Origin of the sequence: Streptomyces lacrimifluminis (assembly GCF_014646095.1) — a bacterium.
Classification (GTDB): Bacteria; Actinomycetota; Actinomycetes; order Streptomycetales; family Streptomycetaceae; genus Streptomyces; species Streptomyces lacrimifluminis.
The window spans coordinates 61,801-77,294 of record NZ_BMMU01000017.1 but is presented as its reverse complement, the minus strand read 5'-3'; the positions used below and the strand labels follow the sequence as shown (position 1 = coordinate 77,294).

Here is a 15,494-nt window from a genome sequence, read left to right as displayed (position 1 = left end):
GGACGGAGGACGGAGGGGTGGACGTCGGCCGGACGTATACGGAAGCGGACGGACGCGGCCAGGGAGAGCGCGCGGGGATGGGGTGGGACCCGGGGAAATGATGCCGGGTTCCAGGTGGCGGAGTCGTGGAGCAGCGCCAATGTTCCGACGGAGTGGTGCCCGAACGGGGGTGGAGTGGTGCCCGGTCAGCCGACGGCGCCTCGGCCGGCGCGCTCGGCCTCGGTGGGGGCGCCGAGGGAACCAATGGGTCCCAGATGCGGTCCGAGTGCGCTCTCGAACGAGGCGTCGTCCCGCCCACGCTCGGCCAACTGCCGTACGAGGCTGATGAGTTCGGAGGGATCGAAGGGCTTGGCCAGAAACGCGTCGACGCCGACCTCAAGCCCGGCCTCGACCTCGTACTGCGTACAGGCACTGATGATGGCGAGGGGCAGGTCGCGCGTACGGGGATCGGCGCGCAGTCGGGCGGCGGTACGCAGACCGTCGAGGCGGGGCATCGCCACGTCGAGGGTGACGACATCGGGGCGCACCTGATGAACGACATCCAGACACTCGGCACCATCAGCCGCGGTCACGACCTCGAAACCCTCCAGTTCGAGGTTGACCCTGATCAGCTGCCGGATGACCTTGTTGTCGTCCACAACAAGCACCCGGCCGGACACACCCGGCACAAGTCGAGGGTAGGTCGAGACCGGCCACCGCGTCCGGCTTTTCGCCACTTCCACGAACCCGATCAGCCGCCGGCCAGGTCCGCCACGACCTCCAAAACCCGTTCCTGATCACCCCGAACGAGCTGGTAGGGTTCTACTCGTCGCCGCGCAACGCGCCAGACACGCCCCCGTAGCTCAGGGGATAGAGCAACGGCCTCCGGAGCCGTGTGCGCAGGTTCGAATCCTGCCGGGGGCACCTTGAATGAGGTGCCTAAAGACCCCGCCATCAGCGCATTAGCTGAAGACGGGGTCTTCGCGTGTGTGCAAGCGGATGCCGCTGAAAGCAGGCGTTTGGCAGTGATCACGTAATGGCGACGTAATGATCTTGACGGGCTTTCCTACAGGCCAACGACCGTTTGCCGCCTCCTTGTCCCGCCCCTGCGCAGGCAGCCAAGTCTCTCCTTCTGACCGCGTTCAAGTGAAGATCCCGGGCACGTGACCACGCAGCCCGTCTTCAGCCCTCACGCTGGCCACATGTGAGGTTCCGCAGCACGAGACCCTGGGTGCGGACGACCAGCCCCACGCCCTTTTAGTGCTCACGGAGCAGCGCCACCAGCGGAGGCGGAATCGGCACGATGCGCACCTCACCTTGCGCGCGCTGCTTGAGACCCCGCCGGTCGTGCGCCTCGCCCGAGTCGGTCCACGCCTTGCCCGCGGTCGGACGCGTCTCGGTCAGCTCGATACGACCCCAGCCTTTCGCGGGAAGCGTGCAGTCCGAACGGCGTAGGCCCAGCGCCTCACCGGGGCGCATGGCCGCGTAGTACAGGCATCCGAAGAAGGCCCGCAGCCGTCGACCGCTCGCCCGCTCATAGCCACCGACGTACGTCACGGCCGCCAGCAGCTCCCGCGCCTGCCGAGGGTTGACCACAACTCGGCGGTCAACCTCTTGGACGGGTCGCTTCCCCCGCTTGCGCCGCACCCGCCCGAGGGGGTTGGAAAGAAATGCCTCCAACTCAACAGCGAACTCAAGGGAGTTGAAGGCGACCGCCCTCCGCCGCCGGTACGTCTGCGTCGCCGCAGGCTTGCCGTCCAGCTTCCGTCCGAGCGCATCGATCAGTTCGTGAACCCGAGCGATCTCCTGCAACTCCGCCACCGGCAGCGACGACTTCTCAAGCCACCGCGCAGCCGAAGCGATCTCCTCGGGCCGCTCCCGCTCCCGCTCCCGCCGAGACGGAGGCAGTACGTACGAGCGCAGCGCCCGCCGCAGGATCTCGGGCGTCGGGCGCCCGCGCCCCGGTTTGACCAGCACGGGGACGACCGTCGCCAACGAGTCGGTCATGCTGTCCCGCTGCTTCGCCGACGCCTCCGCCCACCGGGCATCGATGTACTTGAGCGCCAACTCCAGGAACGACAGAGCGACCTGGTCAGAGTTGTGGAGTAGCACCGCGACTTGGTGGAGAAGTGGCCGCCGTAGCCGAGCATGTGCGCCCAGCGCCGCAATCCGAGCGGTTCGAACGCGGGCAGACCACCGAGCCACCAGCACGTACTGATCATGCGGAGGACATGCGCCCGGACCGGCAGCATGACCAACTCCCGCGCCTGGTGAATCCGGCCGTCGACAGCGCCGGCGGACTCGGCACCCTTGGTGGCGTACTTCGCGATGTAGCCCGCGACAGCCGCGGAGGTAAGCCGCTCCCCCGCCCCGAACTCCTCGATGGGCCGCACGTCGACCTGCTCGCCGAAGCGATGCCACACGGAAGCGCACACGGTCAGGTGGGTTCCCGGCTGGCTCGAGGGCCGCGGCGGGCAGCCGGAGAGCTATTGGCTGAGCGCGCCCGCCGAGGGCGCCTACCTGATCGGCCGGAACCCCGCCACCAGCTGCACGGCTCGCAACTGCGCTTCGAGGAGGTCGTCCACCACAACGACAACGACGACGACGCCCTGCGGCAGAGGCTCGTGTCCTCGGCGTGACCGCGTACGCCACCACCGGGCGGTGGCGTACGTCAGACGGTGACGTCGGCCCCCGGATCCGGCACCGTCATGGCCCAGGTCCCCATGGCCTCCAGAACGTCGCTCAGCCCCTCACCGAGAGGGGTCAGCTCGTACACGACGCGCGGCGGGATCTCCGCGTACGTGGTGCGCGTCACGATGCCGTGCCGCTCGAACTGGCGCAGCCGACTGGTCAGGGTGTGCGGGCTGATACCCGGCAGGGCCTCGCGCAGCTCGGTGAAGCGATGCGGGCCGTGCAGCAGTTCGCGCACGATCAGTGTTGCCCACGGGCCGTTGAGCAGAGTGAGGAACCGGGCGACACCGCACTCGGGCAGACAGAGATCAGTCATGTTTTCAACGGTAACTCCATTAGTGCAGTTGATGTAACTGATGCATCACATGCACTAATGGGTTCATGACCTACGTGATTCACGGCGCCACCGGCGCCCAGGGTGCCCCCGTCGTCGCCGCTCTCGCCGCCGCGGGCAAGCCCGTGACCGCTCTGACCCGCAACCCGGACACCGTCGTGGACGGCGCAAGCGTCGTAGCCGCCGGATACTCCTCCACGGAGGCACTGGCCGAGGCATACCGCGGCGCCCACGGCGTGTTCATCCACCTGCCGATCACCTCGGAAGAGGACCGCCAGACCTACGCGCGCAACGTCGTCGCCGCCGTCCGCGCGGCCCGCCCGGCCCGCGTGGTTTTCTCCACCAGCGGCTCCCCGACCGACCCCGACACCGGCGGCGCGGCCGCGATCCTGCTCAGCGGCCTGGCGGACAGCGGGGTGTCGAATGCGGTGATCGCGCCCACGCTGTACCTGGAGAACCTGCTCATGCCGTACGTCCTCGACACGGTCCGCGAGCGGGGCGTGCTGCCTTACCCGATCCGCGCCGACTTCCCCGTCTCCTGGGCGTCCCACCTGGACATCGCCGATGTCGTCGTCGCCCTGTTCGACCGCCACGACGTGACCGGTGTGGTCTCCGTCGGCCAGTACCCGGCGATCACCGGACCGGACCTCGCCCAAGCGTTCGGCGCTCACTTCGGCAAGAACGTGGTCTTCGAGCCGATCACCGCCGAGCAGATGCGCGCCTCCGTCGCGCCCGTGATCGGTGAGGGCCCCGCCGCCGACGTCGCCGGCCTCTACCAGGCCATGAGCACGCTGCCCGACCGCTCGATCGCACCGGAGGACTCCGCCCAGAAGCTGCTCGGCATCACCCCCCGCACCACCGAACAGTGGCTGACTGACATCGGCCTCTGACCGCAATCGCTGTCGGCTTCGGCCGGATTCGGCAGGCAGGACCTGGCAGGCCGCCGTACTCCGTGGACGGCCTGCCCAAGTCCTCGAGAACCGCCGACCGCCCACACCGAGGCCCGCACACCGGGGTGCCTGTTCAGCCGTTGCCCACTGACACTGCTCGGACGTCATCGACGACGCATGCCCACGAACGCTGCCTCCACATTCCGCGATCAGGGGCCCTGAGTTCGGAAAAAGGCACCACCTCGCAGCCGGGCCGATCCAAACGACGCCCCCAGTGCCGGCTTCTCCATCAGGTGACGATCGCGTTCACACCCGCATGAGATAGCTGAAACCCGTGTCCGGGCCGACGCAGGACTGAAGGGTGAGGTCGCCCCAGTAGAGGCCGTGGGAGGGGGTACCGCGGCCGGGTGAGACATGACGGGCGTACACGCGGTACTCGAACGTGCCGCGCGGTGTCGTGGCCGTGACGACCGTGCCCACGGGCAGTTCGGCGAACCGGTCGAACCCGCAGTAGTCGTGGCCCACGACGACGGCGGTCCGCAGCGCGAAGCCGTCCTCCGTCGTCCCGAGGTCGGGCCCCGTCCACTGCACGGCTTCCTGGCACCTGTCCACCTCCTCCTGCCCGCCCCGGACGACACGGGCCGACCAGGAACCTATCCGGAGGGTGGTCGAACCGTCACGGCTGCGCCCGTCGGACGTCTCGGCGCGGGGTGCCTCGGTCGGCGTGGCGCGGGGGCGTGACGGAGCGGACGGGGACGCCGTGGGTGACGGGTCCGGGAGTGTCGCCTCCAGCGACGCGGTGGACGCGCTCCGGGACGGGGTGGGGTGAAGCGGGGGGTCGGTGGGGGCGGCTGTGGGAGCGGGGTCGGTCGGCACCGCCTCTGGGGGCGGCTGCGCGGGAGCGGAGCGCCCGGCCGAGCCCTCCGCCTCCCGCTCGGCGGACGGGAGAGCGGAGGAAAGCACGGACGGGGCGGACGACGGCGGGGCCCCCGAGGGCTCGTCGGACCCGCCTGGGACGGCACAGCCCGCAAGGGCGACGGCCGCGACAAGTCCCAGGAAGGCCGGAGCAGTTGCCCGGCCGCGGGGCGGGGCGCCTCGGGAGGTGGCGCCCCCGGGCGGTTGGTCGGACCGGCCGACGATCACCGGCTGCCGCCTGCCCGTGAGCGAGATGTCACCGCGGTCGGACGGTGCGCCGTCCTCGCCGAGGTCGCCGAAGCCGTAGCTCCTCGGGGGGCCGCGGAGGCGGGGGTGGGCAGGAAGCCGAGGCGGAGAGCCGCCGCACCGGGAAGCGCGGCGGCCGTTGCGGAGCGGGACCTGACGTTCATGGGTGAACTCCTCACCTGCTGGGCCACGGCTCGAACGCCCTCATCCGCTTATCCGAAGCGTCCGTTGACGTAGTCCGTCGTGCGCGGATCCTGCGGGTTGTCGAACATCGCGCGTGTGGTGCCGTGCTCGACGATGAGGCCGGGAGTGCCCTGTTCGGCGAGGAAGAACGCGCACTGGTCGGAGACGCGGGCCGCCTGCTGCATGTTGTGGGTGACGATCACGATGGTGACCTCTTCGGACAGCTCGTGGATCGTCTCCTCGATGCGGCGGGTGGAGGTGGGGTCCAGGGCCGAGCACGGCTCGTCCATGAGGAGGACCCTCGGGCGTACCGCCAGCGACCGCGCGATGCACAGGCGCTGCTGCTGGCCGCCGGAGAGCGCGCCGCCGGGCTGCCGGAGCCGGTCGCGGACCTCTTTCCACAGGCCCGCCTTCGTCAGGCACTCCTCGACGAGTACGTCCTTGTCGTCGCGGCCGGCCCTGATGCCGCCCAGCTTCAGGCCCGCCGTGACGTTGTCGTAGATCGACATCGCCGGAAAGGGGTTGGGCTTCTGGAAGACCATGCCGATCTGGCGGCGGGCGTGGGTGATACGACGGCCCCGGTCGTAGATGTCCTCGCCGTCGAGCAGCACCCGGCCCGAGAGGGAGGCGGAGCCGATCAGTTCGTGCATACGGTTGAGGATCCGCAGGAAGGTGGACTTGCCGCAGCCGGACGGGCCGATGAGCGCGGTGACCTTGCGGGCGGGCATGGAGAGCGACACCTGCTCCAGGACCTTGTGGTCACCGAACCAGGCCGAGACGGAGTCGGCCTCCAGGGTGGCCGGGTTGCTCGCCGGGGTGTCGGCGGGCCTGCTCGTCCGCACGGTCTCCAGCTTCACCGTCGGGGCATGGACCGCGTCGACGAGCGTGTTGTTGGTGTCGGACATGATGGTTGAACTCCTCGTCGGTCAAAGCAGGTTGGGCAGCAGACGGGTGGCGGCGCCGGAGACTGCGAGGCCGAGGGCGGCCAGTACGGGCACGCCGACGACCCAGGTCTGCCAGCGGCCCCACACGCGGTACGCGGCCATGGTGAGCAGCGCCGCAGCGAGCAGCGCCTGCGACCAGAGGAAGACCGGGAGCCAGGCCCCGTTCTCGGTGCCCATGGCCTGCTCGGCCTCGCCTATCCAGGCGAGCGTCAGCGGGCGGGGCGGACTGGGCTGGGCGTCGCTCGTCAGGGTGGCGTCGACGCGGAGGGTGCCCGAGGGCGTGTAGGGCGATCCGTCGGCCGTGATGAGCGTGAGCCGGCCCTCGCCCTCCTTGAGGGTGGCCGGCAGCGGGTCGCCCTCGCGGCGGATGCCCGAGACCTCGTAGACGGCCGTGCCCTGACCGGTCGTCACCCGGATCTCGGTCCCGACGGGCAGCTTGCGCAGCTCGTTGAACGGGCTGCCGTACCCCCACTGGCGGCCCATGATCAGGCTGGTGCCTGCCTGTCCCGGCAGCGGGGTGTCCCGGCGGTGGCCGGGGCCGGACATCAGCACCCCGGAGGTGGTGCCCTCCCCGACGACCTCCTTCAGGCCCAGCACGGGGATGCGCAGCAGCGCGACGGGCGCGCCCGGCTGCAGCATCTTGCCGTCGTACGTCTGCTGGCCCACCGGTGCTGTGCCCAGGGCGAGTTGCCGCCGGAGTTCGTCGTAGGCGGTCTGCTGGTCGCGGCTGTGCTGGAGGTGGCCCACGAGGGTGAGGTTGGCCGCGAAGCCGAGCAGCAGCGCCGCGAGCAGGCACATCGCCGCCCCGGCGAACGCGAAGCCGGGGCGCTCGGCCCGGGGCGGCCCCGAGGCGGGCCGGGGCTCGGGTGCGGGCGCCGGCACCGGCGGCGCGGCGGACGGCGGGGGCGGGGACAACACGGTCACGGGGTGCGCTCCTGTGGAGAGGTATGGGGTGGCGAAACGACAGGCGCGGGCGGCGGGGAGGTGGTGGCCCGCCGCCCGTGCTCCGTCCGCTGTTACGGGCGGGGCTCCCCGAAGGCCAGCAGCCCGTTGCGGCGGCCGAACCTGACGGCGAAGATGCCGGCCGCGAGGAGGGCGACGGCTCCGACGCCGGAGAACAGCGCGATCTGGCTGCCGGTGGAGGCGAGGCCGCCCTGGGGCGATGTGCCGCCGGTGGCGCCGGCGCCACCGGTCGTGCCCGAACCGCCGGTCGTTCCGGAGGTGGTGCCGGACGTCGTACCGGAGGTGTCGCCCGAACCGCCGTCGGTCGGGTCGTCGGTGGGATCGCCGGTCGGATCGTCCGTGGGATCGTCCGTCGGGTCACCGGTCGGGTCGTCGGTGGCGGTCGGCGACGGGGACCCGGACGGCTCCGGGACGGTGAAGGACACCGTGTCGACGCTGTTGCACGCCGGGGTCAGCCTCCACGCGTTGTTTCCGCCGACGGCGTCGTCCGGAACCTTCAGGGACGCCCAGGTCACCGTTCCGCTCGCGTCGGCCGTGGCCCCCGGGAATTCGGTGTCGTTCCCGTTGAGGGCGACGGCGTACGACGTGGCCGCCGGGCAGCCACGGAGGATGAGTTTCACCTCCTGGCCGCGCTGCAACTCGGGGTTGACGGGCAGCCGCTCCCCCGAGGCGTTCTGCATCTCGACCCGCGGTGCCTGCACGGTCACGTCTTTGGACGCGGACTCGGAGACCGCCCACTTGGTGGTGTCCGTGGGCGTGAAACGGGCGACGATCCTGTGCAGCCCTTCGGTCAGCGCCGACGTCCTGAGCTCGGCCTTCCCACTGGCGACCGTGGCCTGTCCCAGCGACGTCTCGCCGTCCAGGAACGCCACGGTGCCCGCCGCCCCCGCCGGGGTGACGGTCGCGCTGAGCGTCACCTCCTGGCCGGGCTCGGGGGTGGAGGGGCTGTACGTCAGCTCGCTGGTCGTGGCCTCGGCACCCTCACCGACCACCCAGTTGTCGCCGGTGACGGTGATCTTCTGGCTCCAGTACGGGTCACCGGGCACGACGGAGTCGGGAGCAGGGCTCAGGTCCCACGGGTCCACGCACCGTACGCGCAACTCGTACGTGCCGTCGCCCGTGATGGCCCCCGCCAGGCTGGACACGGCCATCCCCGGGTTGTCCGCCGGCTTCAGTGAGACCGTCGACGTCGCTTCGGTGAAGGGTGCCCCCGCGCTGATCCCCATCAGCGCCGTCACCTGGGTGTCGTCGGCCTTGACCAGGTACAGGTTGAGGAAGCTGTTCCAGTTGAGGTCTTCGATGGTGATGTCAGGACACGCGCCGGGGATCACGAGGGAACCGGCGAAGGGCTGCGGATCACTCAGCTTGCCGCTGGTGGGCTCCAGGGCGAACTCCCCGGCGGACGCCGCCCGGGCGGGCTGGCTCTGGAAGGCGACCAGGGTCACCATGCCCACGGCGAGCAGGGCGCAGGCGGCCACGATCGCGGCGACTCTTCGAAACGGACGTAGCACTGTCATTGCGGTTGCCCCCGGGGGACGGTTGGCGGACGGAGTACGGGACAGCGCGTGGAGCCGGGCACCTGGAGGGGTGCCCGGCCGTCACGCGGAGGTCAGGTGGCGGTCAACGACTACCGGTTGCCCGTGAGGTTGACGTCACCGCAGCTGGACGCCCCGGAGTCGGCACTGAGGTCACCGAAGCCGTAGGTCTTGATGGTGGCGAGGTTCGCGCAGACCTGGGAGGTGGCACCGACGAAGGCGCGAGCGATGGTCGCGTCGGTGAGCTTGGTGGTCGGGACGACGTTGTACACGTCGCGGGAGAAGAAGAAGTTCGGGTTGAGCTCGATGGCCGTGCCCGTGCCGGTGGTCGGGGCCGTGCCCTCGATGCTGCGCAGACGCGACTCACCACGACGGTTCGGGACGTTCGGGAGGGACTTGCCCTGGGCGAGCCACTGCGCCACCGACATCGGCATGATCTGGGTGCCGCTGGTGATCGCCGCACCGTCGTGCTCCTGCACCGTGTCGTCGACACAGCCGGCGGCCTTGGCCGTGGCGATCTGCGCCTCGGTCACGCCGATGGAGCTCAGCCAGTACGTCCGGGTGCCCGAACCGCTCTGCGGCAGCAGGGCCTTGGAGACCGTTTGGGTGGCGCCCGAGGCGTTCACGAAGGTGCACGTCTGGTAGATGGAGGCGAGCTGCGCCTTCGTCAGGTTCGTCGGCAGCGTGCTGCCCAGGTCGGTCGCGTAGGTGACCGCGTCCTTGCCGAACGGGATGAAGGTGAGGTTCGTACCCGCGGTGGACGGGCCGCGCGAGGAACGGGCGAAGTCGACGCAGTCCGCCGTGGTCGTGTCGGCGACCTCGGCGTTCAGCTTGTCGATGCCGGCCGAGGAACCGTTCGGGCGGACGATGTTCGCACAGTGCGGGTGCGTCGCGGGGTCCTTGGGGGTGATCGTGGTGGTGGCACCGGTGGACGGGACGGCGTCCCACGAACCGATGAACAGGGCGCCGCCTGCGTCGACGGCGACGCCACCAAGGCCGTTCACCACGTACTGCGTGGTGTCCGAGCCGACACCCGCGAGGGTGCGCCACGAGGGAGTCGAGTAGTCCGCAGAGGCAGGGGTGGACAGAACACCGACACCCAGAGCGGCAGCACCGAGAACCGCGGCGCCGACCTTGGCGCGAGACTTGACGTTCACTTCTGAACTCCTCGTTTTCGGATTTCGAAGACTGGACGCTCAACTTGAATCCGGATTTTTTGCGACCGACCCGTCGACCGGTCACCGCACACATTTCCAGGCGTTCCGCACGGTGACCACCAATTCCCGAAGAGGGAAAGGTTACGGGAAGGCTTCCTAGATATCTCCTAGGGAGTCCGGCGCTGAGCGAAATACAGCATTATTGGACCTGAAAGACCCGCCGCTCCGCCCACGAACAGGACGACGAGAAGAACCCAGCGGATAATTCCGAGAACCCCTCCCGGGGTGACCCCGTCCTGGGATTCCGCGACGTTCTGCTGCGGCCCCGTGGAAGGTGGCGGGGAGCCGCCCGCGGCGGTGGACGGCGACGCCGACGGACTGGCGTCACCACCACCGCCCGTCGCGCCGCCGCCCGTCACGCCTCCGGTCGTTCCGCCGACGGCCGCCCCACCGTAGGTGTCTCCTCCGGTGTCCGCCCCGCCCGTGAGGCCCCCGGGGCCGTCGGAGCCCGGATCGCCGTCCGGCGGATCCTCCGAGACCGCTCCGCGTTCCAGGTCGTCGGCGGCGGTCTTGGCCTGCTGTCGCAGTTTCGCCGGCAACGGTGCGTAGCCGGGGGGCAGTTGACCTGCGGACAGACCGGGCGTCTGGCCCGATCCCGCCGCGAACCTGATGAACTGCGCGTAGGCCTTGCGTGATTCGGTGTCCTGGTTCACGGAGGCCGCCGCGTAGGTCACCACCGTGAGCGGATAAGCCTGGCCCTTGGCCCGCGCCGGGGCGGGCTCGAGTACCGAGGCGTTCTCGGACGACGGCTGCATGGTGTTGACGCCGGCCAGCAGTGTGTCGGTCGAGGGCTTCACGAAACGGCCGTCCGCGTTGGGCAGGGCGGCCACGTTCAGTCCGTAGCGCTTCGCCGACGCCGCTTCGACGATGGCCATGACGGCGTGCCGGCCCGGATAGATCTGTTCCTCGACGAGTTTCGGGTTGGGAGACTGCAATTCGTTCTGCATGATGGTGCGGCCGTTGGATCCCCGGCGGGCACGCACGGCGCCGTCGTGGAGGTCCGCCGAGTACGGAGCAAGGTCAAGGATTCCGTAGTCGAGAGGACTGGTCCCGCCAGCGGCCAGCGCCGCGGCCCGCGTCTCGTCACTCTTGGGATAACTGTTCAGGGCCGTGTTCTTGTCCAGACCCGTGAAATAGGAGTTCAGCCGCATTCCCCAGGGGTCTTTCTTCCCGGCGAGAAATTCACGAGCTTCCGTGTCCGACTGGAGCCAGTTCCAGACCAGCCGTGCGGTGTCGGAGTTCCCGAGGGGGACCACGAGGCTCATGGGTTCACCTGGCAACTGTTCCGGGAATTCCGGGTTCAGTTTCCGGAATTCTGGATCCTTGGTGTAGTACTGCGGGTTCCCTTTCAGATGTGCCGGAACAGGCACGGCCAGCGGTACGTCCCCCACGTAGGAGTGGGTGAGCATCTTGGCCACGAGCCGCGGGTTCAGCTTCATTTCCTGAACCACGCCGGACGGGCCTTCTATGAAGAAGGCGACCGCCAGAGCTGACACGGCCACCGGCGCGTGCACGACGGACGGTCCGCCTTCCGGCTCGGCCACCGGGTCGACGGTGAAGCCCAGCAGAGGTGTCTCGCTCGTCGTGTTCGCCACCTGGCCTCTGGCGTCCTCCTCACCGGCCGAGTTGAAGCCGAAGGTGCTCGCCGTGGACGTGCACAGCTTCGGCTGCCACGAGGTGACGGCGTCCGTCACCAGCTCGGAGCCGACCGTGGGCCGCTCGGGCTGGCCGTCCGGGCAGAACTGGTCGACCGGCAGGAAGTCCAGGCGGAAGACAATTCTCTGGGCCCAGTTCGTCGCGGACAGCGGCGAGGTGTTGAGCGTGCTGCTGCCACTGGGGTTGAGGAGTTCCTGGCCGTTCGCCTCATGTGTGCCGCGTGGCACGACCACCAGCCAGCAGGACCGCGGAGTCGGGGTGCTGCCCGCGGGCGCCGTGTTCACTCCACAGCCGAGGTAGTCCGACTGGACCCCGTCCTGCAGCTCGAACTCCACTTCGCCCGTTCCGTTGGCGAAGGTACGGGTGGCGGCCTGCTCGTTGCTGTCGAGCGGGCTGAAGTAGGTGTAGTCGTCCGAGCGGGTGGTGGCCGGTTTCCCGGTGGCGGGGCGGAACGGGACGAAGGCGCCCGCTCCCGTGTACTGCTTCTCCCCGGGATCGAAGGCCGCCCCGTTGTCAACTCTCCGCGTACCGGTGAAGGTGCCCGGGACGAGCCCGGTCCCGTACTCGCACTGGTCGCGGGTGGGGCCGGTCGGATCGTCCCCCCAGCACTGCATGATCTGCAGGTAGTTGGCGTTGAAGCCCGTGTCCGGAAGCGTCGGCGCCCCGCCCTCCCAGCTGACCCGTACGCCCTGGGAGCGCAGGTTCCTGGTCTGGTGGACGGTCACCTTCAGGTTGGAGAAGTCGTCGTAGGCGCCCTTTCGTCCCGTCAGTGTCAGCGCTGAGCCCTCCGTCCCGTCCGCCGCCGAGGCGGGCGTGGTGGCGGGTGCCACGGGGAGCAGGGCCAGCACGAGTCCGGCCAGCAGGGCGCTCACGGCTGCGACGACGCGGGGCCGGGGCCGGGTTGCGGCGGTCATGCCACACCGCCCTTGCGGCGCGTGCGGTTGGCCAGCAGGCGTCCGACCAGGGGTGGTCCGACGACGACGCCGAGGAGGAGCAGGGCCGACAGCGCCATCAGCGCCGTGCGCAGGCCGAGGGCGTCGCCGGAGCCGAGGGCGACGGGGCTGGCGACGACCGAGGCGTCGCCGGCGCCCTGGCCAGTGCTGACCACCTCACCGGTGTCGGGGTCGACGACGGCTCCGCCCGTCGTGGTACCCGCCGTGCCGGCGCCGGTCGTGCCCGCCGTGCCGGCGCCGGTGGTGCCGGTCGTGCCGCCCGTCGTACCCGTGCCGCCCGTCCCGCCCGTCGACCCGGAACCGCCTGTCGTACCTGTGCCGCCCGTCGACCCGGAACCGCCCGTCGTACCTGTGCCGCCGGTGGTGCCGGCCCCGGGTCCGCTCGGGTCGGTGGGCGTCTTGGCTCCGCCGGTGCCCGTGGAGCACTGGTTCGAGCCCTTCCTGTCGCACGCCGCCGGGTAGGGGGCGTTCTCGATCAGAAGGTTCCGGCCGCCGGAGAACGTCGGGTTGTTGCACTTGTTGATGTCGATGCCCGCCGTTTCGGCACCGGGGATCCTTTTCGTCTGGGCCATGGCGGCTTCGACCAGGTTCTTCGGAAGCGGCGAGTAGCCGAGCCGGTCGGCCTGCTGCTGGCCCTCACAGAGGAAGTAGTTGTTGAACGCGCTGAGCGTCTTGCCCTTGTCCTTGTTGAAGTTCGCTTCCTCCTTGGTCGGGACGATCATGTAGCTGTAGCTGGACAGCGGGTAGGTCCGCCTGTCGCCGTACGTGTACACCCCGTCCAGGTTCTGGGTCAGGTAGTTCGCGGAGCGCGGGTCGTTGTTGATCTGCGCCTTGGTCAGGGCGACGGCCACACCGGACGCGGTCGGCTCGACGTAGTAGCCGGACTTGTTGAGGACCTTGGCGACCGGAAAGCCCGCGTTCCGGGCGTACGAGTACTCGACGTACGTGATGGCGCCGTCGGCCTGCGACTGCTTGGTGTAGCCCGCGACGCCGAGCGAGCCGGACTGGGCGACGAAGCCGGAGCCCGGGATGTTCGGGAAGTACGACGTCAGACCGCAGGGCGTGGGCTTGCCCGCCCGCCTGCAGTAGTCGTTCCACAGGGCGCTGTGCTGCTTGGACATCCACAGGGTGAACTGCGCGGTCGTACCGGAGCCGTCGGAGCGGACGACCGGGACGATCCGGCGGGCCGGGAGCGCCAGCTTGGGGTTGTCCGCCTTGATCTCCGGGGCGTTCCACTGCTTGAGTCTGCCGGTGAAGATCTTGCTCAGGACGTCCCCGGACAGCCGGAGGTTGGTGACCCGCTTGCCCCCGATGTTCAGGTTGTACATGAACGACGTACCGCCGGCGACGATCGGCATGTAGGCGAACTTGCGTGCGGGTGGCGGGTCCAGCTGGCCGAACTCGGTGAGGCCGTACGGGATCTCCGAGACGCCGAAGTCCGAGGTGCCGTTCGCGAACTGGGTACGGCCGACCGACGAGCCCACCGACGCGTAGTTCACGGTCATGCCCTGCTGGCGGACGTTGCGGCGCCACTGCTCGATCGCGTTGGCGCTCCACGTCGAGCCGGAGCCGCTGATCTTGGTGTAGGTGGCGGCGTCGGCGCCTGGCGGGTTGATGGCCAGCAGCGCACAGACCAGCGCGACGACCAGCGCCTGCGCCTGGTACACGCGCATGCCGCGTGGACGACGGACGGGTGCGGATATCACGTGGTGCTCCTCGTCGATGCGGGACTGGTCGAGGCGGGGCCGGTCGTCGGCCGACCGGAGGCTGCTTTCGCCGCGAAGCGCTGCGCGTCGCGGCGGGAGGTCCTGACCCGGCGGTGTTCCTGACGGCGGGTCAGCTTGCCCGGTCCGCGGCCGCCGACGACGCGGGCGGCGACGAACAGCACGAGCACCAGCACCAGAAGCACCGCGGCGGTGCCGAAGCCACGGGCGACGTAGGTGGGCTCGGGATTCTCGACGAGCTTGAAGGCCGCGAGAGGCAACGACACCATCGGATCGTGGAACGGGTCGGAGTTGAACTCCTGGGTGAAACCGGCGGTCAGCAGGACCGGCGAGGTCTCGCCCACGCCGCGCGCGGTGCCCAGGATGACCGCCGTGGTCAGTCCGGACCGGGAGGTGGGCAGCACCACGTGCCAGACCGTGCGCCACCGTGACGTACCGAGCGCGTACGACGCCTCGCGCAGCGTGCCGGGGACCAGCCGGATCACCACGTCCGACGCGCGGATGATGATCGGCAGCATCATCACGGAGATGGCGAGCGCGGCGGCGAGCCCCGACTGGTCGAAGCCCAGGGTCAGGATGAAGGTCGCGTAGATGAACAGGCCCGCCACGATGGACGGCAACGCGGTCATCGCCTCGACGATCGTGCGGACGAACCGGCTGAAGGCGCCCGGGACCTCGTTGAGGAAGACCGCGCAGACCAGCCCGGTCGGTATGCAGACCAGCAGGGCGATGGAGATCTGCCACAGCGTGCCGACGATCGCGTGCAGGATGCCGCCGGCGCTGAGCGGCTCGACCGGCCCCGCGTCGGCCATCGACTCGGTGTAGAAGTTCAGATGCGGCAGCGCCTCACGCCCCTCGTAGAGGGTGTAGACGACCACGAACCCCAGTACGGCCAGCATCACCAGGCCGAGACTCTGGACGACAGCGGCGGCCACCCGGTCGCGGACCGCGGGACCGTCCTCGTCGAAGGAGACCAGCAGCGCGTACAGGCCCATGAAGAGCACGTACGCGATGACGAGGAAGCCCAGGACGCCGTTGAAGGGCAGCAGCCGGTCGAACATCACCCAGGTGATGGCGAGGGAGGCTGCGGCGGCACCGGCCATGGCGTACACGTCGGTGGCGCGCAGCGTGGAGAGGTTCCGGCGCGATTCTCCGCGCGTCGACCTGCCGCCGGACCGGTGTCCGGGAAGTTCCGTGGTTGGGGCCGGGGCCGGTTCTTTCGGCGGGCCCACGGGGCTCTGCGGTGCGGTGACGGTCATCGGGC

The 15,494-nt window shown here is 69.8% G+C and carries 13 protein-coding genes, 1 tRNA gene and 1 pseudogene; 3 read left to right on the top strand and 12 right to left on the bottom strand.

The features are described 5' to 3' along the window. Positions 1-185: 185 nt before the first annotated feature. Positions 186-668 carry a response regulator gene (locus IEY89_RS24175; protein ID WP_229695403.1) on the bottom strand — a complete coding sequence of 161 codons (483 nt, stop codon included), beginning with the start codon at positions 666-668 and terminating at the stop codon, positions 186-188. A 163-nt stretch (positions 669-831) separates the two neighbouring features. On the opposite strand from IEY89_RS24175, the gene IEY89_RS24170 reads away from it, so the two are divergent. Continuing rightward, positions 832-903 (top strand) — tRNA-Arg (locus tag IEY89_RS24170). A gap of 333 nt (positions 904-1,236) precedes the next feature. On the opposite strand, the gene IEY89_RS24165 is transcribed toward IEY89_RS24170, so the two are convergent. After that, on the bottom strand, positions 1,237-1,986 hold the full coding sequence (locus tag IEY89_RS24165; RefSeq protein WP_229695402.1) for a site-specific integrase: 750 nt from the start codon (positions 1,984-1,986) through the stop codon (positions 1,237-1,239). Between the two features lie 83 nt (positions 1,987-2,069). After that, positions 2,070-2,393: pseudogene (locus IEY89_RS24160) on the bottom strand (replication initiator); the annotation flags it as partial. A 75-nt stretch (positions 2,394-2,468) separates the two neighbouring features. Here IEY89_RS24160 and IEY89_RS24155 point away from each other — a divergent pair. Next, complete coding sequence (locus IEY89_RS24155) at positions 2,469-2,618, top strand: hypothetical protein (protein WP_189149677.1); 150 nt, start codon at positions 2,469-2,471, stop codon at positions 2,616-2,618. A 32-nt stretch (positions 2,619-2,650) separates the two neighbouring features. Here the strand turns inward: IEY89_RS24155 and IEY89_RS24150 are convergent, their stop codons facing one another. Beyond that, positions 2,651-2,986 (bottom strand): winged helix-turn-helix transcriptional regulator, encoded by a 336-nt coding sequence (locus IEY89_RS24150; RefSeq protein WP_189149575.1) that lies wholly within the window; start codon positions 2,984-2,986, stop codon positions 2,651-2,653. Positions 2,987-3,051: 65 nt separating this feature from the next. Here IEY89_RS24150 and IEY89_RS24145 point away from each other — a divergent pair, with 65 nt between their 5' ends. Further along, positions 3,052-3,894, top strand: coding sequence for an NmrA family NAD(P)-binding protein (locus IEY89_RS24145; RefSeq protein WP_189149574.1), 843 nt, complete (start codon positions 3,052-3,054; stop codon positions 3,892-3,894). A gap of 306 nt (positions 3,895-4,200) precedes the next feature. On the opposite strand, the gene IEY89_RS24140 is transcribed toward IEY89_RS24145, so the two are convergent. The 8 genes from IEY89_RS24140 to pstA all read right to left on the bottom strand — a co-directional run bounded on the left by IEY89_RS24140 (position 4,201) and on the right by pstA (position 15,489). After that, positions 4,201-4,857, bottom strand: coding sequence for a sortase family protein (locus IEY89_RS24140; RefSeq protein ID WP_189149573.1), 657 nt, complete (start codon positions 4,855-4,857; stop codon positions 4,201-4,203). Positions 4,858-5,267: 410 nt separating this feature from the next. Next, positions 5,268-6,143 carry a phosphate ABC transporter ATP-binding protein gene (locus IEY89_RS24135; protein WP_189149572.1) on the bottom strand — a complete coding sequence of 292 codons (876 nt, stop codon included), beginning with the start codon at positions 6,141-6,143 and terminating at the stop codon, positions 5,268-5,270. Positions 6,144-6,164: 21 nt separating this feature from the next. Then, the gene (locus tag IEY89_RS24130; RefSeq protein ID WP_229695401.1) at positions 6,165-7,106 is read right to left on the bottom strand and encodes a sortase; all 942 of its coding nucleotides are present in this window, start codon (positions 7,104-7,106) and stop codon (positions 6,165-6,167) included. A 92-nt stretch (positions 7,107-7,198) separates the two neighbouring features. Then, positions 7,199-8,662, bottom strand: a complete 1,464-nt coding sequence (locus IEY89_RS24125) for an Ig-like domain-containing protein (protein ID WP_229695400.1) — start codon at positions 8,660-8,662, stop codon at positions 7,199-7,201. Between the two features lie 110 nt (positions 8,663-8,772). Then, a complete protein-coding gene (locus tag IEY89_RS24120; protein WP_189149570.1) occupies positions 8,773-9,837 on the bottom strand; it encodes a hypothetical protein in 1,065 nt (354 codons plus the stop codon). 167 nt (positions 9,838-10,004) lie between these two features. Further along, complete coding sequence (locus IEY89_RS24115; RefSeq protein ID WP_189149569.1) at positions 10,005-12,467, bottom strand: hypothetical protein; 2,463 nt, start codon at positions 12,465-12,467, stop codon at positions 10,005-10,007. Beyond that, positions 12,464-14,212 carry a phosphate ABC transporter substrate-binding protein PstS gene (gene pstS, locus IEY89_RS24110; RefSeq protein WP_229695399.1) on the bottom strand — a complete coding sequence of 583 codons (1,749 nt, stop codon included), beginning with the start codon at positions 14,210-14,212 and terminating at the stop codon, positions 12,464-12,466. Before pstS ends, IEY89_RS24115 begins: the two co-directional genes overlap by 4 nt. Next, positions 14,209-15,489 (bottom strand): phosphate ABC transporter permease PstA, encoded by a 1,281-nt coding sequence (gene pstA / locus IEY89_RS24105; RefSeq protein ID WP_189149568.1) that lies wholly within the window; start codon positions 15,487-15,489, stop codon positions 14,209-14,211. Before pstA ends, pstS begins: the two co-directional genes overlap by 4 nt. Positions 15,490-15,494: the final 5 nt, after the last annotated feature.